The sequence below is a fragment of the Streptomyces sp. NBC_00525 genome, assembly GCF_036346595.1.
In the GTDB taxonomy this organism is placed as follows: Bacteria; Actinomycetota; Actinomycetes; order Streptomycetales; family Streptomycetaceae; genus Streptomyces.
In genome coordinates this window covers 2,376,843-2,401,651 of sequence record NZ_CP107834.1, presented here as the reverse complement: position 1 = coordinate 2,401,651, position 24,809 = coordinate 2,376,843, and the positions used below count along the sequence as shown (strand labels likewise).

The 24,809-nt window shown below is 71.4% G+C and carries 21 protein-coding genes; 9 read left to right on the top strand and 12 right to left on the bottom strand.

What is annotated here, in order from left to right; genetic code table 11:
- The first annotated feature begins 88 nt into the window (after positions 1–88).
- Positions 89–1,495, top strand: a complete 1,407-nt coding sequence (locus OG710_RS10605; protein WP_330239102.1) for a cystathionine beta-synthase — start codon at positions 89–91, stop codon at positions 1,493–1,495.
- A gap of 290 nt (positions 1,496–1,785) precedes the next feature.
- On the opposite strand, the gene OG710_RS10600 is transcribed toward OG710_RS10605, so the two are convergent.
- Entirely contained in the window at positions 1,786–2,211 is a 426-nt protein-coding gene (locus OG710_RS10600; protein ID WP_111335471.1) for a hypothetical protein, read from the bottom strand.
- Positions 2,212–2,382: 171 nt separating this feature from the next.
- Here OG710_RS10600 and OG710_RS10595 point away from each other — a divergent pair, with 171 nt between their 5' ends.
- Together OG710_RS10595 and OG710_RS10590 are read left to right on the top strand one after the other, a co-directional pair.
- Entirely contained in the window at positions 2,383–3,333 is a 951-nt protein-coding gene (locus OG710_RS10595) for a DMT family transporter (RefSeq protein ID WP_330239101.1), read from the top strand.
- Between the two features lie 124 nt (positions 3,334–3,457).
- Complete coding sequence (locus OG710_RS10590; protein ID WP_330239100.1) at positions 3,458–4,333, top strand: isocitrate lyase/PEP mutase family protein; 876 nt, start codon at positions 3,458–3,460, stop codon at positions 4,331–4,333.
- A gap of 59 nt (positions 4,334–4,392) precedes the next feature.
- On the opposite strand, the gene OG710_RS10585 is transcribed toward OG710_RS10590, so the two are convergent.
- The 11 genes from OG710_RS10585 to tvaA all read right to left on the bottom strand — a co-directional run bounded on the left by OG710_RS10585 (position 4,393) and on the right by tvaA (position 14,350).
- A complete protein-coding gene (locus OG710_RS10585) occupies positions 4,393–5,184 on the bottom strand; it encodes a hypothetical protein (protein ID WP_330239099.1) in 792 nt (263 codons plus the stop codon).
- Positions 5,185–5,352: 168 nt separating this feature from the next.
- Entirely contained in the window at positions 5,353–6,138 is a 786-nt protein-coding gene (locus OG710_RS10580) for a C1 family peptidase (protein WP_330239098.1), read from the bottom strand.
- 38 nt (positions 6,139–6,176) lie between these two features.
- Positions 6,177–7,034 carry a phytanoyl-CoA dioxygenase family protein gene (locus OG710_RS10575; protein WP_330239097.1) on the bottom strand — a complete coding sequence of 286 codons (858 nt, stop codon included), beginning with the start codon at positions 7,032–7,034 and terminating at the stop codon, positions 6,177–6,179.
- A complete protein-coding gene (locus tag OG710_RS10570; RefSeq protein WP_330239096.1) occupies positions 7,034–7,726 on the bottom strand; it encodes a TfuA-like protein in 693 nt (230 codons plus the stop codon). Before OG710_RS10570 ends, OG710_RS10575 begins: the two co-directional genes overlap by 1 nt.
- Positions 7,727–7,740: 14 nt before the next feature.
- Positions 7,741–9,093, bottom strand: coding sequence for a YcaO-like family protein (locus tag OG710_RS10565; RefSeq protein ID WP_330239095.1), 1,353 nt, complete (start codon positions 9,091–9,093; stop codon positions 7,741–7,743).
- A 37-nt stretch (positions 9,094–9,130) separates the two neighbouring features.
- The gene (locus OG710_RS10560) at positions 9,131–10,348 is read right to left on the bottom strand and encodes a 50S ribosomal protein L11 methyltransferase (RefSeq protein ID WP_330239094.1); all 1,218 of its coding nucleotides are present in this window, start codon (positions 10,346–10,348) and stop codon (positions 9,131–9,133) included.
- A 7-nt stretch (positions 10,349–10,355) separates the two neighbouring features.
- On the bottom strand, positions 10,356–10,961 hold the full coding sequence (locus tag OG710_RS10555) for a flavoprotein (protein WP_330239093.1): 606 nt from the start codon (positions 10,959–10,961) through the stop codon (positions 10,356–10,358).
- Positions 10,958–11,902 carry a phosphotransferase gene (locus OG710_RS10550; RefSeq protein ID WP_330239092.1) on the bottom strand — a complete coding sequence of 315 codons (945 nt, stop codon included), beginning with the start codon at positions 11,900–11,902 and terminating at the stop codon, positions 10,958–10,960. The genes OG710_RS10555 and OG710_RS10550 overlap by 4 nt, the downstream gene beginning before the upstream one ends.
- Entirely contained in the window at positions 11,899–12,906 is a 1,008-nt protein-coding gene (locus OG710_RS10545; protein WP_330239091.1) for a T3SS effector HopA1 family protein, read from the bottom strand. The genes OG710_RS10550 and OG710_RS10545 overlap by 4 nt, the downstream gene beginning before the upstream one ends.
- Positions 12,903–14,069 (bottom strand): aminoglycoside phosphotransferase family protein, encoded by a 1,167-nt coding sequence (locus OG710_RS10540; protein ID WP_330239090.1) that lies wholly within the window; start codon positions 14,067–14,069, stop codon positions 12,903–12,905. Before OG710_RS10540 ends, OG710_RS10545 begins: the two co-directional genes overlap by 4 nt.
- Before the next feature lie 17 nt (positions 14,070–14,086).
- A complete protein-coding gene (gene tvaA, locus OG710_RS10535) occupies positions 14,087–14,350 on the bottom strand; it encodes a thioviridamide family RiPP peptide (protein ID WP_330239089.1) in 264 nt (87 codons plus the stop codon).
- A 726-nt stretch (positions 14,351–15,076) separates the two neighbouring features.
- Here tvaA and OG710_RS10530 point away from each other — a divergent pair.
- The 6 genes from OG710_RS10530 (at position 15,077) to OG710_RS10505 (ending at position 24,779) form a co-directional block, all read left to right on the top strand.
- Positions 15,077–15,922 carry a MurR/RpiR family transcriptional regulator gene (locus tag OG710_RS10530; protein WP_330239088.1) on the top strand — a complete coding sequence of 282 codons (846 nt, stop codon included), beginning with the start codon at positions 15,077–15,079 and terminating at the stop codon, positions 15,920–15,922.
- 273 nt (positions 15,923–16,195) lie between these two features.
- The gene (locus tag OG710_RS10525; protein ID WP_111330805.1) at positions 16,196–16,363 is read left to right on the top strand and encodes a plantaricin C family lantibiotic; all 168 of its coding nucleotides are present in this window, start codon (positions 16,196–16,198) and stop codon (positions 16,361–16,363) included.
- A gap of 22 nt (positions 16,364–16,385) precedes the next feature.
- On the top strand, positions 16,386–16,556 hold the full coding sequence (locus OG710_RS10520) for a class II lanthipeptide, LchA2/BrtA2 family (RefSeq protein WP_330239087.1): 171 nt from the start codon (positions 16,386–16,388) through the stop codon (positions 16,554–16,556).
- A gap of 176 nt (positions 16,557–16,732) precedes the next feature.
- Positions 16,733–19,831, top strand: coding sequence for a type 2 lanthipeptide synthetase LanM (gene lanM, locus OG710_RS10515; RefSeq protein WP_330239086.1), 3,099 nt, complete (start codon positions 16,733–16,735; stop codon positions 19,829–19,831).
- Positions 19,828–21,993 carry a peptidase domain-containing ABC transporter gene (locus OG710_RS10510; RefSeq protein WP_330239085.1) on the top strand — a complete coding sequence of 722 codons (2,166 nt, stop codon included), beginning with the start codon at positions 19,828–19,830 and terminating at the stop codon, positions 21,991–21,993. The genes lanM and OG710_RS10510 overlap by 4 nt, the downstream gene beginning before the upstream one ends.
- Positions 21,990–24,779 carry a DUF4135 domain-containing protein gene (locus tag OG710_RS10505; protein WP_330239084.1) on the top strand — a complete coding sequence of 930 codons (2,790 nt, stop codon included), beginning with the start codon at positions 21,990–21,992 and terminating at the stop codon, positions 24,777–24,779. Before OG710_RS10510 ends, OG710_RS10505 begins: the two co-directional genes overlap by 4 nt.
- Positions 24,780–24,809 lie beyond the last annotated feature (30 nt).

Below are 24,809 nucleotides of genomic sequence, written 5' to 3'. Positions count from 1 at the left end.
GCTACCGCCCGCTGTTCAATCGCGCCGCCCGATCTCGTGCTCGTACGCATACGCTTGCCGGACCATCTCGGAGATCCCGGAGTACACGGTGCGATACCACGATTCGATGATCAGTCTCGTAGGCAATACCCCGCTGGTGAGGCTGCGCAGTGTCACGGCCGGCATCCAGGCGACGGTCCTGGCCAAGGTCGAGTACTTCAACCCCGGCGGGTCGGTCAAGGACCGCATCGCCCTGCGCATGATCGAGGCCGCCGAGCAGAGCGGCGAGCTGAAGCCCGGCGGCACGATCGTCGAGCCGACGAGCGGCAACACGGGCGTCGGCCTGGCCATCGTCGCGCAGCAGAAGGGGTACAAGTGCGTCTTCGTCTGCCCGGACAAGGTGTCCACGGACAAGATCAACGTACTGCGCGCCTACGGTGCCGAGGTCGTCGTCTGCCCCACGGCGGTCGACCCCGAGCACCCCGACTCGTACTACAACGTCTCCGACCGGCTGGTCCGTGAGACGCCGGGCGCCTGGAAGCCCGACCAGTACTCCAACCCGAACAACCCGCGTTCCCACTACGAGACCACCGGTCCCGAGCTGTGGGAGCAGACGGAGGGGAGGATCACCCACTTCGTGGCGGGCGTCGGGACCGGCGGCACGATCAGCGGTACCGGCCGCTACCTCAAGGACGTCAGCGGCGGCGCCGTCAAGGTCGTCGGCGCCGACCCGGAGGGCTCGGTCTACTCGGGCGGCTCCGGCCGCCCCTACCTCGTCGAGGGCGTCGGCGAGGACTTCTGGCCCTCGGCCTACGACCGCGAGGTCACCGACGAGATCGTCGCCGTGTCCGACAAGGACTCCTTCCAGATGACCCGCCGGCTCGCCAAGGAGGAGGGGCTGCTCGTCGGCGGCTCCTGCGGCATGGCGGTCGTGGGCGCCCTGGAGGTCGCCCGGCGGCTCGGCCCGGACGACGTGGTCGTGGTCCTGCTCCCGGACAGCGGACGCGGCTACCTCTCGAAGATCTTCAACGACGAGTGGATGGCCGACTACGGCTTCCTGGAGGACACCGGTCCCTCGGCGCGGGTCGCGGACGTGCTGGACCACAAGGCGGGCCCGATCCCCACCCTCGTCCACATGCACCCGGAGGAGACGGTCGGCGAGGCGATCGACGTGCTGCGCGAGTACGGCGTCTCGCAGATGCCGATCGTGAAGCCGGGCGCGGGCCACCCGGACGTGATGGCCGCCGAGATCATCGGCTCGGTGGTGGAGCGCGAGCTGCTGAACGCCCTGTTCGCCCAGCGCGCCTCGCTCAGCGACCCGCTGGAGAAGCACATGTCGCCGCCGCTGCCGCAGGTCGGCTCCGGCGAGCCGGTCGAGGACCTGATGGCGGTGCTCGGCGGCAACGGCGCGGCGGACGCGGCGATCGTGCTGGTGGAGGGCAAGCCGAAGGGCGTCGTCAGCCGGCAGGACCTGCTCGCCTATCTGGCGAAGGACGCCCCGGCCGCCGGGAAGTAGCGGTCCGCGTTTCGCACGAACGGCACGCGCGCGTCACGTCGCCGCAACACCGGCTCAACACGGCTCGGGCACAGTGGTGGTGCCGGTGGAGGAGATCCGCCGGCACCGGCCGGCGACAACGGACTACGGAGCGGCTCCCGGACCTCCACCGTCGCCCGGGCGCGCCGCGGGCTCCGGCCCGCCGCGTCCCGCGCGGGGACCGTCGTCGTCCCGCCCTCCGGACCTCGGGGGTGCGGCGGTCCCCGCGACAGCCGCCACGAGCCGGGCCCGCCGGGCGTGAGCGCGCGGCCTCAGTTCTCCCAGTCGGGGGACGCGCGCCGCTCCTCGCGGCCGCGGAACAGCCGCCGGCCGTGGCCGGTCTGGAAGACGTTGACGCCGACGATGCCCAGCCAGGCCACGAGCAGCCCGCCGATGCCCGCGTTCGCGGCGCCGATCGCCGAGAGCGGGACGGCCAGCACCAGCGAGACGATGCCGAAGCCGAAGCGCTCGCCGAAGTTGCCGTGCGGATGCTCCGGGGCCCGGCCGCCGCGGGCGACGGCGGTCCGCTCCTCGGCCAGATGGCGCCGGACCCTGCGGTCGAGCGTGGCGTCGAGCCGCTGCTCCACCTTCTCCAGGAACGATTCGACGAGCGCGGAGTCGTAGTCGGCCCCCAGCTCGCCACGGGCTTGCAGAGTCGCCTTGAGCTCCTTGTCGAGCTCGGTGTCGGTTGCGTCCATGGTGCCCACGGTACGAAGGAGCGACGGCCGCGTCAGTGGGGGTAACCCCCCTCTTCCAGCCGGACACAGGGCTTTCGATACGCGCCGCTCGGTACGCTCTCCGGCGACCCATCGTGGTGAGAGAAGTAAGGCGAGGTCGCTCGAATGAACGCATTATCCGGAGGTTCCGGGATGGACCGGCGGGCGATTGCCGCCGCATCGGTCACGGTGGTGCTCTGGGCCTCCGCATTCGTGTCCATCCGTGCTTCGGCGGACTATTTCGAACCCGGAGCACTGGCCCTGGGGCGGCTTCTGACGGGGTCCGCGGCGCTGGTCTGCCTGCTGCTGGTCAAGCGCGGGGGAGTACCGCCCCGCAAGGCCTGGCCGGGAATCGCCGGATCGGGGGTGCTCTGGTTCGGCGTCTACATGGTCGTGCTGAACTGGGGCGAGCAACTGGTGGACGCGGGAACGGCGTCCATGGTCGTCAACGTGGGGCCGATGGTGGTCGCGCTGCTCGGCGGCTGGCTCCTGAAGGAGGGCTTTCCGCCGCTGCTGCTGGCGGGCATGGCCGTGTCCTTCGCCGGCGCGGTCGTCGTCGGCTTCTCGTCCTCCGGCGGCGGTTCGTCCTCGGTCCTGGGGATCGGGCTCTGCCTGCTGGCCGCGGTGGCGTACGGGGCCGGCGTGGTCCTGCAGAAACCCGCGCTGCGCCACGGCACACCGATGCAGGTGACCACGTACGGCTGTGTCATCGGGGCCGTCGCCTGCCTGCCGTTCAGCGGGCAGCTGGTCTCGGACCTGGCCGACGCGCCCGTCTCGGCCACGCTCAACGTCGTGTACCTGGGGCTCTTCCCGACCGCGCTGGCCTTCTCCACCTGGGCGTACGCGCTGTCGCGGACCACCGCCGGGAAGATGGGGGCCACCACCTACGCGGTGCCCGCCGTGGTCATCCTCATCTCCTGGATCGCCCTGGACGAGGTGCCGGGCTGGATCACCCTCCTCGGCGGAGCCATCTGCCTGGGCGGGGTCGCGGTCTCCCGGATGCGCGGCTTCCGCGGGCGCGGACCAGGGGAGCCCGCCGCACCGGCGCCCGCCGCGGTCGATTCGGCCGGTCCCGGAAATTCCCTGGACGTTCCCTCGCGATGAATACGGCGCCTTTCTCGCCGATGATGATCCGGTCACGGAATGCGGCGCGTCGAACTCGTCCGGTCGTCCGGTCGTCCGACCCGTTCGCGCAGTCCGACAACAGCGCTCAGGAGGGATCGTCACCATGAATGCGCCCGTCACTTCTTCAGCAACGCTCAAGAACCCCTTGAGCCCCGCCGACCAGCGGGCCCGTGCCCTGGCCTTCCGCCGGCTCCACGAGGGCCCCGAGCCCTTCGTCGTCCCCAACCCGTGGGACGCCGGAACCGCCCGGCTGCTGACCGGACTCGGCTTCGCCGCACTCGCCACCACCGGCGCCGGACTGGCCTACGGCCTCGGCCTGCCGGACGGCGCGAACCGGGTCGGCCGGCCGGAGGTCCTCGCGAACGCCGCGCAGATCGTGGCGGCGACCCGTCTCCCGGTCTCCGCCGACCTGGAGAGCGGCTTCGGCGAGACGCCGGAGGACGTCGCCGAGACCATCCGGCTCGCCGCCGGGGCCGGCCTCGTCGGCGGCTCGGTCGAGGACTCCACGGGCCGGGCGGACGACCCCGTACGCCCCCTGGACGAGGCGGTGGAACGCGTGGCCGCGGCCGTCGCCGCCGCACGCGCCCTCGACTTCCCCTTCACCGTGACCGCCCGCGCCGAGAACTTCTTCCAGGGCCGCGCCGACCTGCCGGACACCATCCGCAGGCTGCGGGCGTACGCGGAGGCCGGCGCCGACGTCCTGTACGCGCCGGGCCTCCCGGACGGCGAAGCGGTGCGCGCGGTCTGCGCCGCCGTCGACCGACCGGTCAACGTCCTGATGGGCTCGCCCGCCCTCCCGCTGTCCCTGGCGGAACTCGGCGCGCTCGGTGTGCGGCGGGTCAGCGTCGGCTCGGCGATGGCACGGGCGGCGCTCGGCGCGGTCGCCCGCGCCGCCGAGGAGATCCGTACCCGGGGGACCTTCGGCTTCGGGGCCGACGCCCTGCCCTACCCCGAGGCCAACGCGACGATGACCGCCTGACCGCCCGGCCGCCCGGCCGGGCGCACGTTCATCGCGAACCCGGCCTCGTCCTGAACGGTTCAGGCCCCGGAGATGCTCGTGTTCAGTATGCGGATGGCTTCGCGGGTGTTGTCCGCGGCGAAGCGGACCTCTCGTACTTCCTGCTCCGGCATTCCGGGCTTGGGCGCCACCGAGTAGGGCTCGCGCAGTTTGATGCTGAGCGTGGTGGAGTCGCCGATCGGCATGGCCAGCACTTCATCGCTGATGCTGACCGCCCTGCGGTAGCCGCTGTGCCGCGACGTGCGCACCGATTCGACGAGTTCCAGCGGAATGGCGATCTGAGTGAAGTGGGCGAACCGCAGGACGATCTTTCCGTCACCGACCGTGTGAGGGCGGATGGAGAGTGCCGCGATGAATCCGAGCAGCCATACCGATCCGTACACGGAGAGCACGAGCAGGACGATGCGTGCCACCTTCCAGGGGATCAGAAGTTCGACGGCGAGGATCTCCAGCGGCACGAGAAAGACCATCACCCACATAATTGGCTTGATTTCGGAGCCGTAGCTGAGCATCTGGTGCCCTTCGGGCGTGTCCGGCTTCCGGCGGATCCAGCGCCAGAGCGCGCGGAAGAGCCCGAACTCCATCCCCATCGCCTTGGCGACAGGCCCCGGCAGCACGGCGGACAGCGCCTGGTTGAGGGCCTCCTGCCCGTCGGCCCCCTGGCTCTTGGAAGCGCGGAAGGCCCGCCTGGCCAGGGTGATTTCGGTGATCACGATCCCGGCCAGCAGGAGTTCGAGAAGCAGCCCCACCGCGACGGCCTCACCGAGGCTGAACACGCCGGTCCACACAAGGCACGCCTGGGCGAGGACCACGGTGGGTGCCGCCCACCGGGCAGCGGTTGCCAAGAACTTCCTCAATGCGGTTCACCTGTCCTTGCGGCGGGCGGTCGGCTTCCAGGCAATCATGGCAGGTGCCTCTTCATGAGGAATCGTGGACAAGTGTGTGGGTGGCCGTATTCGTTCGCAAAAATCCGGTGGCCGTCACTGTTCCACCCAGTCCTGTTCCACGACAATCCAGTGTTCCCCTGTCAGTTGCTGTTCGAGGAAGGCGTAGGGCAGGAGGCCGTAGCCTTTGTTGCCCCATTGGGTTCCCCAGCTGTTGCGCACCTGGAACGCGCCCGGCCCGGTTCCCCGGTCGTACGGAGCGGTGTCGACGTGATCGTGGTAGCCGGTCAGGAGGATGACGTGCGGTCCCACGGACTGCTCGGTCGTCATCTGTACGGGAATGACACCGCCATTGAGCAAGGACATGGAGATCGAGGGACAGAGCCGGATCTCCACACTCACGGGAATACCCAGGGAAATCGCACGGCGGGCCAGGTCCAGCGCCTCCGTTCCGCCGGACGCGGACAGCCGGCTGCTCACGGGGCGCGTGCGCCGGGCGGTGGCATGGCAGTGTTCGGGCGGGTCCCGGTCCACCCTGGTCAGGCCGTGCTGGTCGTAGGGCCAGGCCGATTCCTCGCACAGCCCGGATTCCGCCCAGGCCCGGAAGCTGTGCTCCAGCCGCGAGCCCTTGCGGTCGGCGAGGCCCGCGAGCACACGGGAGAGGCGGTAGTTGAACAGGACCGACCCGGTGAACTCCACGTGCTCGGCCCGGCGGGCGTAGTAGCCGGCTATGGCCGTGGTGACGGCGGCGGTGCACAGCGGAACCCGGCCCTGGTTGATCACGGGCGGCATCCAGCTGGACAGGTCCATGTGCTCCGGCGTCCGGCCGCTGCTCCACCAGGGGGGCCGGATGCGGGAGAGGTAGGCGTCGTCCGCGGTCATGGGCTGTGGAGGAGTTCCCCGCGCTGCCGTTCCGCCGGTCATGTCCGGTCCTGGTCCCGAGTGGTGCCACGGCTCGAGATCGTCTCGTCGATCCGCTTCTGGCGGCGGGCCGCGGCGGCGTAGAACTGCCGCAGTGCCGCGCCGTCGAAGTCCGATACGGGCCTGGCCTCGGGCAGGAAGGCACCGGTGTTCCCACCGCGGACGAGGAGCGCGCTGTCCTCGCCCGCCGTGGGGGCGACCTGCGGGGTGATGTAGTCGATCGCGAGGTTGAAGCGTCCGCTGTCCGTGTGGTTGGGACCTGAGCAATGGGCCATGGCCAGGTGGTGCAGGCTGCACTGGCCGGCTTCGAGGACGACGTCGACGGCGTTCGCCTCGTCGATCTCGACGGCGATCTCCTCGCCGCGCATGATGTCCTCGAGGCCGGAACCGCTGAACCGGTGCGGGAGCGGGCCCCGCAGATGTGAGCCTCGCGCGTAGCGCATCGTGCCGTTGGCGACCGTCGTATCGGTCAGCGCGACCCAGACCCGCACCGCGTGCCGCTGGAGTCCGTCAAGGCCCAGATAGACGGCGTCCTGATGCCAGGCGAGCGAGCTGCCGCTGTGGGCCGGCCTGATGAAGAGGTTGGTGGACCAGACGAGCAGCTCCGGGCCGAGCAGCGACTCGACCGCGTCGACGATCGCGGGATGGTGGACGATACGGTCCGCCCACATCGACACCAGGTGGATCTTCGGGAAGGCGGCGTACCGGGCCAGCGCGCCGCCGACGGCGCTGACGGTCTGCAGATACGTGCGGCAGTCCTCCACCGCCCGAGCGGCTTCGGCCGGTGTCAGGGCGTCCACGGGGAAGGCGTACCCGTCCGTGTGGAACCGCTCGGCAAGGCTTGTGGTGACGGTCATCAGGCTGCCACCTCCGCGGCGAGGGCGCCCTTCCCGGTGGGCTCCGTGTGCTCCCGCAGGGCGGTGAGCAGGGCGATGGCGTCCTCCCGCTTGGCGTCCGGGGCCTCGGGCGAGCGCAGGAACTCGGCCAGGCGCTGCCGGTCGGGCTCGGGCATGGTGCCCTTCAGCTTGTGCAGGGCGGCCGCGCTGGTGCGCTGGGGGAAGTAGAGGGACTTGGCCGTCGCCAGGAACAGCTCGGCGTTCTCCGCGCTCACCACCTCCCGGCGCAGCGCTTCGCTGATCGAGACCCGGATGTTGACCATCGGTTCGCACACCGGGCGCAGCGACTCGCTGTCGAACGTGATGGCGACTTCGTCGTCGTCCTCCACCCTGCCGGAGGCGTACATGTCGTAGACGGTGCCGATCCCGGTCATGCCGAAGACGTCGAGCTCGGCGGCCCGCAGGGCCCCCATGCTGGAGGACCCGTAGACCCGGACCCGGCGGTCCATGGCCTTCAGGATCTCCTTGGGGGAGATCGAGAAGCTCTGCATGAACTTTCCGTCGACGATGCCGATACATCGGGGCGGCTCGGCCCGCGCCATGAGGGTGTCGATGTCGCCGCGCTCGATGGGCGGCAGGAACTCGGCGCCGGGAAGGTACGACGCGGCTTCCTCATGCGGCAGGCTGGGGCCGAGGAACACGACCGTGCGCATGGTGTCTTCTCCTGTCACTGTGCGGAACCGGCGGTGCGGAGGCTCTGCTGAGCGGAGTGGATCGTCGCCAGCGTGCTGTTCCACGCCTGCGTGGCACGGGGCCCGAGCTTGTTGCGGTCGACGGTCCAGGACTCGATGCCGGGCACGATGACCCGTACGACCGAGGCGGGCACGCCGGGCGCGGAGAGGTCGACCACGATGGCCCGGTCGAGTCCGCGGGCCCGCAGCCGTTGCAGCAGCAGCCGGACATCGGCCATCACGTCCGTGCTGGGGTGCGACGCGATGTCCTGGAGCCGGACGGACCGGGCGGACGGCCTGATCGCCCACGATTCGGGATTCGCCCGGTTGCTGCGCCGCACGTGGTAGAGGGCCTTCTCCACGGGCTGGCCGGCCGCGGTGATGTCCTCCCGCATGGCCTGGATGTCCACGACGCGGGACTGGGCGACCTCACTGATCGCACGGGTGACCGCGACCTCGGCGTCCGGGTGGGTGCCGATCCCGTGGTGGGAGCGGGAGAACGACTCGTCCACGAACTCGGACACCACGGCCTGGAAGCTGGGGATGCCGGTCGCCGAGGTGATGTTCTTGACCTCGATGTCGATGCCGGCGTTGTGGAACTTCTCCATGAAGAACTGGGCGCGCGGCGGGAGCGTCGACGGGTCGAGGCTGGGGTGGCGTTCCTGCGCCCACGCCCGGATGGCGGCCCCGACCGCGCTTCCCTCGGCGTCGGCCGCGAGCTTTCCGAGCCGGTTGGAGATGAGGTCGGCCATCGTCCAGTCGTCGCGTTCGACGAGTTCGCACAGGGCGTGGCAGATGGCCTCTTCCAGGGAGTTGCCGGAGGCGATGCCGTTGGTCGTGGAGACCGGGTAGCAGGGCACCTCGTGGTAGCTCATGTAGTAGCCGGCCAGGAACTGCGGCACGAGCACGCTGTGCTCGTGCATCAGGTCGTATCCCTCGACCCAGGAGATCGGGGTGTCGATGCTGTAGGCGTGGTGCAGCTCGAAGTTGCACGACCGGGGGTCGAGCACGCGGCGTCCGGAAGCCTCCAGTTCGGGATAGGAGGCGATGGCCGCGGGCCGCATGGGCAGGGAGGCGGAGAACCGTTCGACGGCCTCCATGACGGCCGACGTCTTGGCGTCGATGTCCGTGGCGCCCTTGCCGTTGTAGACGGAGATGATGTCGAACGCACGAGGCACGATCGCGTTGTAGACCGGTATGCCGACCCGGTCGAGACCGGTGATGTTGGCGACCCTGGTCACACCGATCCGCTTGAGGTGGGGGGCCATGCGCGCGTAGGTGGTTTCGGCGGTGATCTCCCGGTGCGGGCCGTTGCCGACGATCTTGGGAACGCTGGGGCGCAGTTTCAACGGAAGGACTCCTTGGGTGTCGTGTCGGCCGGGCCTGCTACCGGCCGCCGACGTATTCGAGGTGGGAGGTGCCGTCGCCGAAGTACCGGTAGGCGTAGTCGAGTTCCTGGCCGGGGCCGACCTTGACGGGGTCGGGGAGCGCCCAGACGGCGGTGTACCAGTGGCTGCGCTCGCAGCCCAGCCAGGGCGCCGTCGACAGCGTCGTGGTCGGCCCGAGCCGCGCCTCGAAGTGGACGATGACGCCGTTGGCCTCGCCCGTGTCGCGGGCGGCGAGGGTGCAGCGGGTCTCCAGCGAAGCCGAGGCGTCCTGGTGCAGGTCCACCTGGTACAGCTCGGTCGGCTCGGAGAGGACGTCCCACGTCTGTACGGTCTCGGGGCGCTCGTAGAAGCCGATGGAACGCCGGCTCTCGGACTCCGCCATCGGGCTGAAGTCGATGCCGTACATCTCCTTCCAGCGCGCGAGATGGCCTTGCGTGACCCGGTGCTTGTCGAGCACCGCGTCCGGGATGCGGGCCAGGGTCGCGAAGGCGGTCAGCTTGCCGGGGACCAGGCGGGGCGAGTCGTTGAGCAGCCGGCGCCGGGCGTCGTGGACGGTCTCCCAGATCTGCATGTCCAGCGCCTCGTTGCCCACGATGTCCGTCAGCAGGACGTCGGCCCGCTCGGGCAGTTCCAGCTGGGGCGACCAGCCGCGGATGAACTCGATGCGGTCGGCGACGCCGTTGCGTTCGGCGATCCGCTGAGCGAGATGGACCATGCCGGCCGGTTCCACCGCGTAGACCTTGCGGGCTCCCGCCTGGGCCGCGGTGATCGCCAGGATGCCGGAACCCGTGCCCAGGTCCAGGACCACGTCCCCCTCCCGGACCGTCTCCCGGACGGCCTGCTGGAAGGCCGCCTTGCGTACGGGGTCCTCCAGCATGGCGATGTGGACGAAGGCGGCGTCGTAACCGCCCTTGGGGAAGGGCTGGCTGCTGAACCCCTCCACCGGCTCGGTGCGCAGCAGACCGGCCTGGTGGAGCGAGACCACGGTCGCCAGCGCCTCGCGCGTGGCCCGGGGGCCCTTCAGCCGCGGTCCGAGCAGGGTCAGTGCCTGTCCGACCGTGCGGGGTGTGTGGAAGAGGTCGAGCAACGCGAACGCGTCGTGGCCGAACTTGAGTATCCGGCTTTCGTAGTGGACCTTCGCCTCGTTGCTGGTGTCGACCTCGGCGATGAACGACGGTGCCCGGTGGAGCACGGTGTCGGGAGTGAGTTTCGACATCTGGTGATCACTGTCCTCGTGGGTGGGAGGGGCGGGCAGCGGCCTTGACCAGGGCTGCGGAGATGGCGGGCTGGAAGTCGCCGAGCGAGCCGGCTTCCCGGCGTCCTTCGGTGAGGGAGATCCCCTCCTTGGGCTCGACGATCTCGTAGCCGTCCGCGCGGAGCTGTTCGACGTTGCGGCGCACGGCCGGCTTGGACCACATGGCCTCGTTCATGACCGGGGCGATGATCACGGGGCACCGGGTGGCGAGCAGCGTGGCCGTCAGCACGTCGTCCGCGATGCCCTGGGCGGCCTTCGCCAGGAAGTTCGCGGTGGCCGGCAGCACCACGAGTACGTCCGCCCAACTGCCCAGCGCGACGTGGGCGGCGCCGCCGCCCTTGTGGTCCTCCCAGTCGGTCACGGGTGGGTGACCGGTGACGGCCTCGATCATGCGCGGGCCCATGAGGTCGCGGGCCTGGGCGGTCATGACGGTACGGATCTCCTGGACGCCGACGGTGCCGCGCAGCCAGGCGTTCACATGGGGGACCGTCACGGCGGAGAAGGAGCCGCACACGCCCCACAGGAGCCGCACCTCGGCCAGGGCCTGCTGCGGACTCGCGGCGGATGCGCTCATCGGCCGGTCACCTCCTCACCGGCTCCGACGGCGGAGAGGACGCCGGGCAGGGCCTGTTCGGCCCGCCGGAGCAGGGCGGTCGCGCCCTGGGGGTCGGACGCCGACCAGGCGCGCAGGGCGACATGGTCGAGCACGGAGGACGCCAGGTGCCCGGCGATCCGCAGGCGTTCGTTACTGGTCAAGGGAATGCCTCTGGTCGTTTCGTAGCCACCGACGGTGAGCCCGGCGCGTTCCGCCTGGCGTTCCTCGTCGCCCATGGCGGCGGCGGCCTGCACCAGGTCGCGCAGGAGGAAGGCGAGGTCGGTCATGGGGTCGGCGAGTCCGGCCTCCCGCCAGCCGAGCACGCCCGGCACCGGTCCGGGGACGCACGAGCCGGTCGACAGCCGGCCGTGGGTCAGGGCCAGGACGGGCGTGGCCGCCGGGCGGAACACGTCCGTTCCGGCCAGCCGGAAGATCATGGGAGCCGCGGTCTCGGGGAGTCGGTCGCGGGCGGCTCGTACGCCCTCGGCGGCATCCGGCGCCGCCTCCAGCCAGGCCGGCCGGCTCCTGAGCCGCAATTCGGCCACGCTCTCGACGGGAATGGCGTGCAGGTGTGCGAGGAAGGAGCCCAGCTCAGCGAATGCCCGTTCCACGACCGGCCGCGTGGCGGTGGGGCCGGTGCCGAAGACGGCGTCGCTGACGAGGCCGGGAGTGGCCACCACCGGGTAGACCGCGGTACGGGCGTCCGCCAGCGCGGGAATCCGCGCGTACCGGGCTGCCGGGCTCTTCGCGACCGCCGCCGAGAGATGCCGGAGGGCGGCGGCGTCGAGATAGGCGGCCGCGCCGGCCCGGACGCTCTCCCCCCAGCGGTAGCCTCCCTCGACCCGGATACAGACTCGGGTGACGAACGGTCCGGGAAGCGAGCGCACCGTGACCTCGGACCGGGAAGCGGCTTGAGTCATGACGCGGTGCTCCCTTGCGCGTTGAGGTAGGGCCTTGCCGGGTCGAGACCCTCTTCGCGGTACCGCTCCTTGATCGCGTGGAGCCGGTCCGTCGCGGTGGTGCGGCCGTCCCGCCAGGCCGCGAGCAGCCCCTCGGCCACGAGCAGGCAGCGGTGCTGTCCGAAGCTCATGAGCCGGCCCTGGCGCTGCTCGGGCTCGTCGGCCAGCCACCAGCCCCTGCCCAGTTCCAGCGCGAGGCAGGGCCCGGTGTCCCGCAGCTCGTGGACGTGCTCACGGTGGATTTCCGTCAGGTCCCGTTCGCAGCGGAGCCAGTCGTCCCGGTACAGGTAGAGGACCAGCGCGTCCCGTCGCTCGTAGCCCTCCGGGTGGTTGGCCGCCTTCAGCTGGTACGGGATGCGCGCGGTGCACAGCCGGCCCGTGAGCGCCCGCAGCAGACCGGCGGCGGCCGCGGGATCGCGGGGCGTGTAGTAGAGCCGGACGACGGGGCGTTCGCCGTGGCGCGGCATCCCCTCGTCCCCGATGGCGAGATACCAGCCGGGGTACCGGTAGGGGCGGTCCGGCGGGAACCGCACGCTCACGTGGTGACCCGCCGGGGCGACCGGCGGCATGACTTCCCGCTCGGTGACGGTCAGGGTGAGACCGCCCTTGCGCACCCGGCGGACGGCCTCGGAGGCTTCCCCGACCGGCTGCCAGCCGGCGTCCCAGTAGCCGGTGCCCCGGTTGGCGTCGGCCAGCAGGCTCGCCACCGCCGGGTCCTCGCGCCTGCGCGTGCCCAGCACCACCGGCGCGCCGTCGATCAGCCAGCGGGCGGCACGCGTGTCACCGGCGTAGTAGCTCAGGTACAGGAACCGGGACAGGTGAGCGAGAACCGGGAGCTCGCGGGGGTCGGGCTCGACGCCGGGGGCCGGGCTGAGTTCACCCCACTCCCGATGGTGGAAGGCCGACTCGTTCAGGACTTCCACGTCCTCCGCGATGGCGGAGAACGTCGCCTCGTACTGGTTCATCCCCCCGCCTTCCGGGCACCGGGCACGAGGAGCTTGGCCAGGCCCTGCGGATTGTTCAGCAGCTTGCAGCCAACGAAGAGGCACAGATGACCGATCCGGCCCAGCGAGCCGATCTGCTCCAGCCGCCCGGCCGCGTACATCAAGAGGGACAGGCCGGCATACCGGAAGGCCGTCTCGCGCTGATCCGGGTCGAACGGAGCACTGTGTCCGTACGCGGCGAGGAACAGGCCGACGTTGCGCCGGGCGGTGGCCCACGCGTCGGAGGAAGCCAGGCTGCCGACACTGCCCCGCAGCGTGTGCAGCCACTGGATCAGCAGCTGGCCGACGATCGTGCCCACATCCAGCATCTGGTCGCCGAAGCCGGCCAGTTCCCAGTCGATCAGCGCGACCTCGGGGCGCTCACCGCCGGGATTCTTGAAGAGGATGTTGTCTTCCCGGAGGTCGAAGTGCATCAGACCCTTCGGACCCCAGGCATCCCGTAGCCGCGCCACGCTCTCGTCCACCGACTGCATGGCGGCCGCATAGTCGGAATAATCCATTCCAGGCCCGCTCGCGAGCTCGCTCGGAGTCAGAGTGACGAACGACGCGAAGGGGAACGCGATGCGTTGAGAGGCGTACTTCTCATTCTCGATGATGTGGCCGACGGGCGTCGCATGTATTCCGGCCGTCACCGATGCGAGCGCGGCCAGTACCGGAACCGGTATGTCCAGCGATTCCTTGGCTATCTCCCGCATCGAAGTGAAGCCGGTCTTTCCTTCCATGATGACGGTGCCGGTGCCCGGGTCGACTCCGACGAGCCGGGGAATGGCGGCCCTGGCGAAATCCGGAATTCCTGCTTCAGGCATCAGCCCCAGCATGGTTTCCTCGTTCCCCGTTGCGGTTCCGACGGCCTTCGCCGTGGCGGGGTCCGCCTGCTTCAGGACGAGCGCCGTGCCGTCCGAGAAATGCAGCATCGCCACACTGTTGCGTGCCGCGAAGGTCTGGATTCGTTCAATGGGACCTCGTTCGATGCCGAGCGAAGCGAGCCGGGAACGAGCCCGGGCCAATTCAGGCCCGGACTCGTTCGGCAGCGCTTCGAACCAAGGCGAAGGCGTGTTGCTGCCCACCTGTCCGACCCCGGGCAACGCGGCGTCGGACGGGTCGTGCGAAGCGCTAGTGATCATGATGAAGACGATTCAGATCAGCAGTGGAAGGCCACGGTGGCGGCGGCCGCCATCACGCTTCCCTGCGCCTCCTCGTCGGGCGAGATGCCCGCCTTCTCCTCGAGGAAGGCCTGCAGCTCCTCCGGGCTGACGCCGGCGAGCTCCTCCAGCGCCTTCTCGCCGGACGCCGGGTCGATGATGGCGCGCTGCTCGTCCGTCATCGACGTCTCGGCGTCCTGGATCTTGCTGACGAGGTCGGCAAACGCAGTCTCGTCAACCGCGGAAACCATTGCTTCAGACATTTGATCCTCCTACTTCGTCCCCTGTCGAGCGACAAGGGAATCGAATGGGCGAGGCAATCTGAACAAGTTCTCGATCGGTCTGTCAACGGGTTTCCAGTATTCCGCTTCTGCTATTCGGGATTCCTTTTTCGGGCACGCGAAGACGCCCGCCGGTGTCTTCCGGCGGGTTGCCTTTGGGTGGGACTGGATATCGGAATCAGCGAATGCGGGAATTGTGTGGAGGGGGGTGGGGGGTGGGTCGCTTTTCCGCCGGGGAGCGATTAATTCGAGCCCCTCGGGCAAAACGGACAGAGTGTGAACTCGTCAGTATCTTGCGGCTCTGGGGAATGCGATTGCGAGGCGCCGCCGTCGGGCGCTGTCGTGTCCACCTGACGAGAAAGTCAACAGAGGCCTCCCGTAGCGTGATCTTGCCTGAAGGCAATCACAAGCCAAGTGCTTTCGGTAGGGGGGCCTGCTGAGCGCATCGAAGGTATCAAGCCTTGTTCGGCCGGGTGAGGCGTCATAGTCGCTGGTGGCGTGCGCGTTTACGTTTTTCGGCGCCCGTCCGGATTGGCTCGAAAGTTTCCGTTGCTGATGGTGACCGGCCGGTGAAGGGGGCGGCGGGTCCCGGACGGCCGTACGACCGGGTGGGCGGCCCTCCCGGCTGCATATGGACATTCAGTGACCAGGCTGGCTGAATGGGTCGGGCGCCGGGGGTCGGCGCAGGTACACGCCCTGGGAGACAGGATGAGCGGGAGCAGCCCGGCGGCGCGGTTGCAGGAGCTGTTCGAGGGGCGCCGGCTCACGCCGACGCAGCGGCGCATCGCGCACTCGATGGTGCGCCGGGCCGGGGACGCCCCCTTCCTGTCCAGCGTCGAGCTGGCCGAGCTGGCCGGGGTCAGCCAGCCCTCCGTCACCCGGTTCGCGGTGGCGCTCGGCTTCGACGGCTATCCCGCGCTCCGCAGGCGGCTGCGCGAGATGGTGCCCGCCGGGGCGGAGGCGGGCGAGGCGGCCGAGACCTGCAACGAGTACCAGCAGGCGGTGCTCGGCGAGATCGAGAACCTGCGCCGGCTGGCCGAACTCCTCGCCGACCCGGCCCCCGTCGAGCGGGCCGGGCGGCTGCTCGCCGCGTCCCGGCCGCTGCCCGTGCTCGGGCTGCGCGCGGCCTCCTCGCAGGCGCGCGGGTTCGGCTACTTCGCCGCCAAGGTGCACCCGGACGTGCGGGTGCTCGACGAGGGCGGCAGCATGCTGCGCGACCGGATCGACGCGGCCCGGCGGGCCGGGGCCAGCGCGCTGATCTGCTTCGCGCTGCCCCGCCACCCCCGCGAGGTCGTGGACGCCCTGGCGTACGCGCGCGGCCTGGGGCTCACCGTGGTGTCGGTGGCCGATTCAGGGTTCGCCCCGGTGGCCGGCCACAGCGACCTGCTCATTCCGGCCGCCGTGGGGACCGGCCTCGCCTTCGACACCGCCTGTGCGCCGATGCTGCTGGGCCGGGTCCTCCTGGAGGCCATGTGCGACAGCCTCCCCGACGCCCAGGCGCGCCTGGAGGAGTTCGACGCGGGCGCGGCGGCACGGGGTCTCTTCGTGGAGTAGACGGAGCGGGGTGGGCGTCGCGCGGCTGAGTCCACCCGCGCCACCACCCACCGCACCGCACCGCACCGCCGGCCGCCCGGCAGGCCCTCACCGACCGTACCGTCCACCCGGTATGCCCCCTATGCCCGCCCTATGCACCGCACATGCGGAGAACATGCGAAGGACACGCGGAGGAGATGCGGGCGGGCAACAGTGGCGTCCCAGGATGCGGGACGGGCTGTGAGGTCCGGACGGTCCGGCCGGAGCCCGAACGAAACACGAAAGGGGGTCCTCATGTACGAGGGCGACATTTCCCTGCTGGAGGAGATCCAGGAGCAGGAGTTCGACGCGGTCGGCGCGCGGATGGCGTGCAGCACCAACACCTTCTCCCTCTCCGACTACCTGGGGAACAAGGGTGGCTGGTGCACCCTCACCGTCGAGTGCCAGCCGAACTGCAACTGACACCTTCGGGAAGGAACACATCATGCGGGAGAACAACGACGACCTTCTCGGCGGCTACGACGAGCTGGAGCTCGTGGAGCTGAGCGAGTCGGAGTCCCACGGCGGTGTGCTGTCGGGTCCGTGGTGCATAGCCACGGTCACCCTGGTGTCGGCCGCGGCCTGCCCGACCACCAAGTGCACCAGCCAGTGCTGATGGGGGTCAGCCGTCCCGGACGGTGACACGCCGGGCCGTGCTGTCCGGCGGCCCTGCGGGCCGGAACGGTGCCGCATCGCCGGTTCCGTTCCGGCTCATCGATCCCCGCTCCCCTCCCCCTCCCTTCTCCTTCCTGCTTCCCGTCCCTCCCGCCAGTGCTCCAGGAGAACCCGAACGTGACATCTCCGGCCGACTACTACCCGGAACTCGACGGCGCCGAGATCGCGGAGAGCATCACGCCCCTCGCGCGCTTCGACGGCCCCATCCTGGCGATGCTCGGAGACGGCTCCGGCGAGCTGAGGTCCGTACGCGCCGACGGCGGCACCGCGCCGGAGGGCACCGGGGACTGGATCGACGAGGCCGAGGAGTACCCCTTCCAGCGCGTCGTACGGTCCCTGGCCGCCCGAGTGGCCGCCACCGACCCGCTCGCCGGACACGAGGACCTGCTCCACGACCCCCGAGCCCTTCTGCGCGAGGTGCTCACCCGTACCGAGACCCGGCTGCGCGAGGTCTGCACCCGGCCGCTGGTGGCCGCAGTGAACCGGGCCCGCGAACGCGGCGTACTCACCGGCGACACGCCGCAGGAGCGCTACCTCTCCTTCGTGCGGCAGGCCGTCGACTCCTCGTTCGAGGAGGCGGGCGGGCTGGCCTTCCCCGTGCTGCGCGGTCTCGTCCCCCTCCTCGTCCGCAACGAGCGGAACGCCGTGGCGGAGGTGCTGCGGCGGCTCGCGGCCGACCGGGCCGACCTCGCCCGCGTCCTCGGCCTGGACCCCGCCGACCGGCTGGTCTCCCTCGGGGGCGCCGAAGGAGACACCCACCACCACGGCCGCAGCGTGGGCGTGCTGACCTTCCGCTCCGGGCTCCGCGTCGTCCACAAGCCGAGGGACATCTCCTGCGAGGCCGCCTACGCGCGCCTCGCCCCCGAACTCAACGCCCGCTACGGCACCCGGCTGAGCGCGGCGCGGGTGCTCCAGCGCGACGGATACGGCTACGTCGAGTACGTGGAGGCCGAGGAAGTCGCCGACATCTCCGCGGCGTTCCTGCGCGAGAGCGGCGAACTGGCCGCTCTGTTCTACCTGCTGAACGCCCGCGACATGCACTTCGAGAACATCCTGCCCACCCGCCGCGGCCCCGTCCCCATCGATCTGGAGACCCTCCTGCATCCCGAGCGGATGCACCACGGCCCCGTCCCGGAGGCCCCCGGCAACGCCTACGCAGCCATCGGCGGGTCCGTCTACGGCATCGGCATCCTCCCGCTCGTCATGCCCGGCAAGGGCCCCGACGCCGGCCACATCGACCTCGGCTTCCTCGGCGGCCAGGGGCGCGGCGCGACCCCGTTCAAGAGCCTGCGCTTCGAGAACCCGTACACCGACCGGATCAGCCTGGTGCTGCGGTCGTCCGCCGCGGCCGAGCGCCGGACCGTCGCCGGCGCGGTCACCGAGGAACGGGTCCGCGAGCTGGGGCGGTGCATGGCCGAGGGCTTCACCCGGCTCTACCGCGCCGTCCTCGCCGACCGGGAGGGCTGGACCGGCCTGCTGCGCCGCACCGCCTCCGGCGTACGGGTGCGCTACGTGCACAACCCGACGGCCCTGTACGGACAGACGCTGCGGATGACCTCCGGGCCCGCCGCGCTCGACGGCACCGGCCCCTATCTGGCGCTGCTCAAGCGCGTCGCCATCGCCAGCAAGTCCGGCGACCAGCCGCTGATCCGCTCGGAGATACGCCAGCTCGCGGAGCGGGACGTGCCCTACTTCACGGTGGCGGCGGAGGGCACCGAGCTGTGCGACGGCTCCGGCACACCCGTCGGCTCGTCCTTCGACAGCTCGCCCCTCCAGCAGGCCCTGGACAAGGCGGACCGGCTCTCGGAACCCGACCTGCGCGAGCAACTGCGGCTCATCCACTCCGCGTTCTCCTCCCGCTTCCCCGACAACCACCTCAGCGCCGCGGGCACCGCGCCCGCCGGCGGCCCGGCACCGGACGCCGCGCGGCGGCGCGAGGAGATGACCGCGCTGGTCCGCCGGCTGTCCGACCGGCTCGTCGAGACGTCCCTGCCCGACCAGTTCGCCCATCTGCCCCGCACCTGGATCGGACCCATCGCCTCCGCCGACGCCAACCGGCCCTGGCCGCCCGGTGTCCTCGGCTACGACCTGTACACCGGACGCACCGGCCCGGCCCTGGCTCTGGCCTCGGCGGCCCGGCTGCTCGGCGACGGGGCGTACCGGGAACTGCCCGCCCAGATCTTCTCCACCACCGCCGAGATCCTCGCCACCCGCGGCTACGAGACCCGCAGCGTTCAGCAGGCCGGCTTCGCCGGATACACCGGCATGGCCGGGGTGCTGTTCGCCCTGGCCTCCGCGGGGCGGCTGCTGGACGAGAAGGACTGGGTGACGGCGGCCCAGGGCGCCCTGCCCCTGGTCATGGACCAGATACGGGCGACCCCCGCCGGCCGGCTGCCGCTGGACGTCATCGGCGGGCTCGCCGGAGTGATCCCCTGCGTCACCGCGGTCGGCGGCCCGCTCGCCCCGGCGGCGCTGGCAGAGCTGACCGGGCTGCTCACCCGCCTCCTGCGGGACCCGGCCCGCACCGCCGATCCGCTGTTCGCCCAGTCGGGCTTCGCCCACGGCATCAGCGGCGCCCTGCACGCCCTGTGCCGGACGCGCCCCGCCCTCTCCGGCGACGAGGCGTCGTCGGCGGAGGAGACGGCGGCGGCGCTGCTGGAGCGGCTGCGGCACTTCCACGACCCGGCCGCGGACAACTGGTTCTCCAACACGGCGGGCGAGCGCACCTTCTCCACCGGCTGGTGCCACGGCGCCACCGGCATCGCCCTGGCCCTCGCCGCCTGCGCCGACACCTTCGGCGCGCGCTTCGGCGAGCGCCCCGGCCACGAGGGCTGCGGGCCGCTGCGGGACCGAGCGGCCCGCAACCTGGTCGCCCACGGCTTCGGACGCAACCTCACGTGGTGCCACGGGGACCTGGGCAACCACGACGCCCTGCGCGCCCTCGCGGAAGCGGAGGCGGAGGCGGATGCCGAGGGCGGGACCGGGGGCGGGGCCGGGGCCGGTGGGCCGGACCTGCGGGCCTCTCTCGCCGACGTCGAGGAGCGGTGGCTGCACCCCGACGCCTTCACCCGCAAGATCGACGACAGCACCAGCCGCTACGCGCACACCAGCAGCCTCATGGTCGGCACCGCCGGCATCGTGGTCCACCTGGTGGGCCGGCTCGACCCGGCCGTACGGCTCTCGCCCGTGACACTCACCCTGGAGGACCGGCGATGAGCGGACGACGGGTGCCGACCGTCACCCAGGTCACCCAGACCGAGTGCGGCCTGTGCTGCTGCGTGGCCGTACTGCGCCACCACGGGCGGGCGGAGGACATGACCGAGGCGCGGGACGCGCTCGACGCCGGACGGGACGGCCTGTCGGGCAGGGACCTCGTCCGGTTCCTGACCGAACGCGGCATGCGCGTCAGGTCGTACCGGGTACGCGGGATCGGCGCCCTGGAGAAGTTCACCTCCCCGGTGATCCTCTTCTGGGAGGACCAGCACTTCCTGGTGCTGGAGCGGTTCGACGGCCGGACCGCCGTCGTGATGGACCCCGCGGTGGGACGCCGCCGGATCAGCCGCCAGGAACTGGAGGACGGGTTCAGCTCCATCGCCATCAGCGCGGAGCCGGGACCGGAGTTCGAGCGCAAACGCGCCCGGCCGTTCGCGGACTGGCGTTCCGTGCCGCTCTTCGCGGAGGGGGCGCCCCGGCGCATCGCCCTGGTCGCCCTGCTCTCCCTCAGCGGCTACGGCGCCGTGCTCGGCATCCCGCTGCTGACCGAATGGGCCGTCGACCGGGCGGGCGACTGGCACCGCCCCGTCGATCTCGCCCCGGTCATGGCCGCCGTCGTCGCCGTCGCCGCCGGCTTCTTCGCGATCCATCTCATCAGGGTGCTGATGCTCTCCTCGGTGGTCACCCTGATGGGGCGGCACCTGATGACCCACACCTTCAGCCGGCTGCTCGCCCTGCCGTACCGGTTCTTCACCGTGCGCCAGCCCGGCGAACTGCTGTTCCGGCTCAACAGCGTCAACTCCATCCGCGACCTGCTGTCCTCCCGGATCGCCCAGGGCGTCCTGGACATCGGCACCCTGCTCTGCGTCACCGTCTACCTGTACGTCACGGAATGGCGGCTCGGCGCCGTCGCCACGGTGCTGCTCCTGCTGAACGCCTCCTACCTGGCGATGACCCGGATACGGGTGCTGGAGTCGGCGGAGACCGAGATCTCCCACCTCTCCAAGAGCCAGTCCGCCCAGCTGGACGCCATCGTGTCCATCTCCTCGATCAAGATGGGCGGTTACGCGAAGGAGTTCGTGGACCGGTGGAGCACCACCTACGACGCCTCCCTGGAGGCCATGCGCACCCGGATGCGACTCCAGCAGGGCCGCATCGCGGGTGTCACCACGACCACCCAGATGTTCGGGCCCATCGTGGTGCTGCTGGCGAGCCTCTACTTCGTCAGCCACGGCCGGATCTCGCTCGGCGCCGCCATCGCCGTACAGACGGTGTCCGGCACCTACTTCGCCCTGGCGACCTCGGTGTTCCAGACGTACACCGAGTTCACCGAGGCGTCCCGCTACATGGCCCGGCTCAACGACATCGCCGAGGCCGCGCCCGAGCCGCGCGGCGGCAGCCGCACCCGGCTCCCCGACACCTCGATCGTGCTGGACGACGTCGTCTTCCGCTACACCCGGCACAGCGAACCCGTACTGCGCGGGGTCTCACTGGCCATCGAGCCCGGCTCACGCATCGCCCTGGTCGGGCCGTCCGGGTCCGGGAAGAGCACCCTGGGGCGGCTCATCTGCGGCCTGTACGAGCCGTGTTCGGGCACCGTGCGGTTCGGCGGGCACCCCGCGGCCCAGTACGACCGGGACGCCCTGCGCCGCACCATCGGCTACATCCCGCAGGAAGTGCACCTGCACAACCGCACCGTCCTGGAGAACCTGACACTCGGCCAGGACCTGCCGCTGGAGCGGGTACGGGAGTACTGCGCCGAGGTCGGCATCCTCGACTTCCTCGACGACCTGCCCATGGGACTGCACACCCTGGTCTCCGAGATGGGCGCCAACTTCTCCGGCGGCCAGCGCCAGCGGCTGGCCATCGTGCGGGCCCTGCTGCAGAAGCCGAAGCTGCTGGTCATGGACGAGGCCACGGCCTCCCTGGACACCGTCAACGAGCGCCGGGTCAACGGGATCATCGAGCATCTGGGCGCCACCCAGGTCATCATCGCCCACCGGCTGGCGACCATCCGCTCCGCCGACCGCATCCATGTCCTCGACCGCGGCCAGGTGGTCGAACAGGGCACCCACCACGAACTGCTGAACCGGGGGTCCCTCTACGCCGAGCTGTACGCGGAGCGCACCGAGGACCCCACCCTCGTCCCTGGAGAGCGGTCATGACCCACAACCCCCCGGCCATCGAGGCGTTCCAGCCCTTCTACGCGCACCTGGTCCCCGAGGACACCGTCGCCGACCGCGTCGGCCCGGCGCTCGTCCGGGCGGCCGGGCCCGGACGGGCGGAGCCGCTGCTGCTCCAAGTGCGTGCCGGACTCGTCCGCGCTGTCGAGACGCACGCCTTCCGGACGCTGATCAAGGAGTTCCACGCCTTCCGCGAGGAGGCCGGGCTGCCGGCGTCCACCGGCACCGACACCGCGCTGCGGCGCTTCCGGCTCCGTCTGGAGGACCCGGCCGTCTGCCGGGACATCACCGACCGGCACCCCGTCCTGCGGGACCGGCTGCGCACCGTCGTCGCCAACGGGCTGGACGCCCACGCCGAGGTCTTCGCCGCCTTCGACGCCGACCGCGCGGCCCTGCGGGAGGCCGGCCTGCTGTCCGGCGACGGGACCGGCGTCGCGGACATCTCCGGCACCGGCTCCGACCTGCACAACGACAACCGCCAGGTGGTGCGCGTCCACCTCACCGACGGGACGCGGCTCGTGTTCAAGCCCCGGCCGCTGGGCGCCGACGCGTTCGTCCGCGACCTGTTCGCCGCGGCGGAGCCCCGGCTGCGGCACTCGCTGGCCGACTGCGTGCCGTCCTCCGTCACGGCGGGGGAGCACGGCTGGCAGCGGTACGTGGTCCCGTCCGCGATGGACGGCGCGGACCAGCCCGAGCGCTACTTCTACCGGTTCGGGGCGCTGTGCGCGCTCCTCGGCGCGATCGGGGCCTCCGACCTGCACGACGAGAACCTGCTGGCGGCCGGCGAGCACCCGTGCCTGATCGACACGGAGACCGTGCTGCGGCCGGACCCCGGCGAGGTCCCGGCCTCCCTGCCGAAGACGCTGGTCGACCATCTGAAGCTGTCCGTGGCCTCCACGGTGCTCATCCCGATGGTCGACCCCAACGGAGCCATGGACATGATCGTGGCAGGCGTGGGGGTCGAGGGCGACCAGGCGTCACGGCTGCGGCGGCCCGCCCTCCAGGACACCGGGACCGACAACCTCCACGTCCGCTGGGAGAACCTCGTCTACCGGCACCGCGACAACGTGCCCAGGCTCGGCGCGGACGCGCTGTCCCCCGTGGACCACTTCCCCGCCCTCCTCGCCGGATACCGGGACGCACTCGGGTCGGTGCGCGGCGACGGGCTCGGGGCCGTGCTCGACGCCCACCGGGACATGCCGGTGCGCTGCCTCATCCGCTCCACCATGATCTACTCCCGGTTCCTGGACGCGGCCACCCACCCCGACTACCTCGTCCGGCCCGAGGAGGCCGACCGGCTCCTGCGGCTCCTCGGCAGCTACCCCGAGTACCTGGGCCCCGCGGCGGCGCGGTTCGTCGGCGACGGGGAACGGGCCGCCCTGGACACCGGCAACGTCCCCTACTTCGTCACCCGCGCGGACTCCACCGCACTGGCCGCCGCCGACCGGACCATGCCGGCCGTCTACACGTCGTCCCCGCTGGACTTCGCCCGCCGCGGCCTCGCCGTCAACGGCCGCCGGAGCGACGCCTACCACCACTTCCTCCTGGAGGAGTGCTTCGGCGAACTCTGCGCCGACCGGCCCGGCGGGCTCTCGCCGCACAGCGTCTTCGCCGACGCCTGCCGGGGCGCCCGGCCGGGCCGGTGGTGGCCCGCCATCGCCCGCACGGTGGACGCGGTCGCCGTCCGCCACGACGGCCCGGACGGCCCCGAAACCGGCTGGGTCTCCGGCATCGGCCCGGGCCGCAACGCGCCGACCCTCACGCCGGGCAACTTCATCTCCTTCCACGACGCCGGCGGCATCGTCGCCTTCCTGCGCAACGCCGCCCTGCGGGACCCCGCCCTCGGCCCCGCCGGACGCGCCGCCGAACGCGGCCTGGACGCCCTGCTCGCGGAGTACGGCGACATCCTGCTCCAGGTCCCGGAGGGCATCTTCACCGGCGGGGCCTCGCTGGCCCTGACCCGCCCGGACCGGGACGACCCCGACTGGACGGCGCGGGTACTGGCCCGCATCACGGAGGCGGCACAGGCCGGCACCCTGGAGGCGGACCTGGCCAACGGGCCCGCCGGCACCCTGATGGTGCTGCTGTCGCGGACCGCGGCCGGACGGGAACCGCGGGGGACCAGGGACCTGGCCCGCCTCGTCCGCTCCCGGACCGCCTCCCTCGCGGCGCCCTGGTACGACCTGGCCCACGGCGAACTGGGCCTGCGCTGGGCCGCCGCCCGCACCGGCAGGGTGCTGGACGACCCGGCACTGGGCGCCGCGTCCGCCGACTGGCTGGAGGAACGGCTGCGCACCGGTGACCGCCCCGAGTTCGCCGGATGGTGCAAGGGCGCCGCCGGACTGCTGCTGGCCTCGGCGGAGATCCTGGTCGCGGCCGGCCGGCCCGAACGGCTGGCCGGCGGCACGCTCGCCGCCCTCGTGGACCGGGCGACGGCGGTGCCCGACGGGCCGGTCGACCTGTCCGTGTGCCACGGCACCAGCGGCGCCGTCCAGTCGCTCGTCGCCGCCGCCGGGCTGCTCGGCGAACCGGCGCTCCTGGAACGGGCGGTGGACCTCCAGGAGCGGGCCATCGCCACCGCCGTCCGGCACGGCTTCCATCTCGGCGCACCCGGACGGACCTCCCTGCTCGGCTACATGTTCGGCTGGGCCGGGGTCGGCGACACGGATCTGCTGCTCGCGGCGGCGCTGGAGGACGGGCCGGACGTACCGGTGCCCGTCGCCCTGCGCGTCCCGGCGGACGCGGTCGTGCCGGCCCCCGCCCGGTGAGCGGCCGTACCCGCGCGGGTACGACCCCGG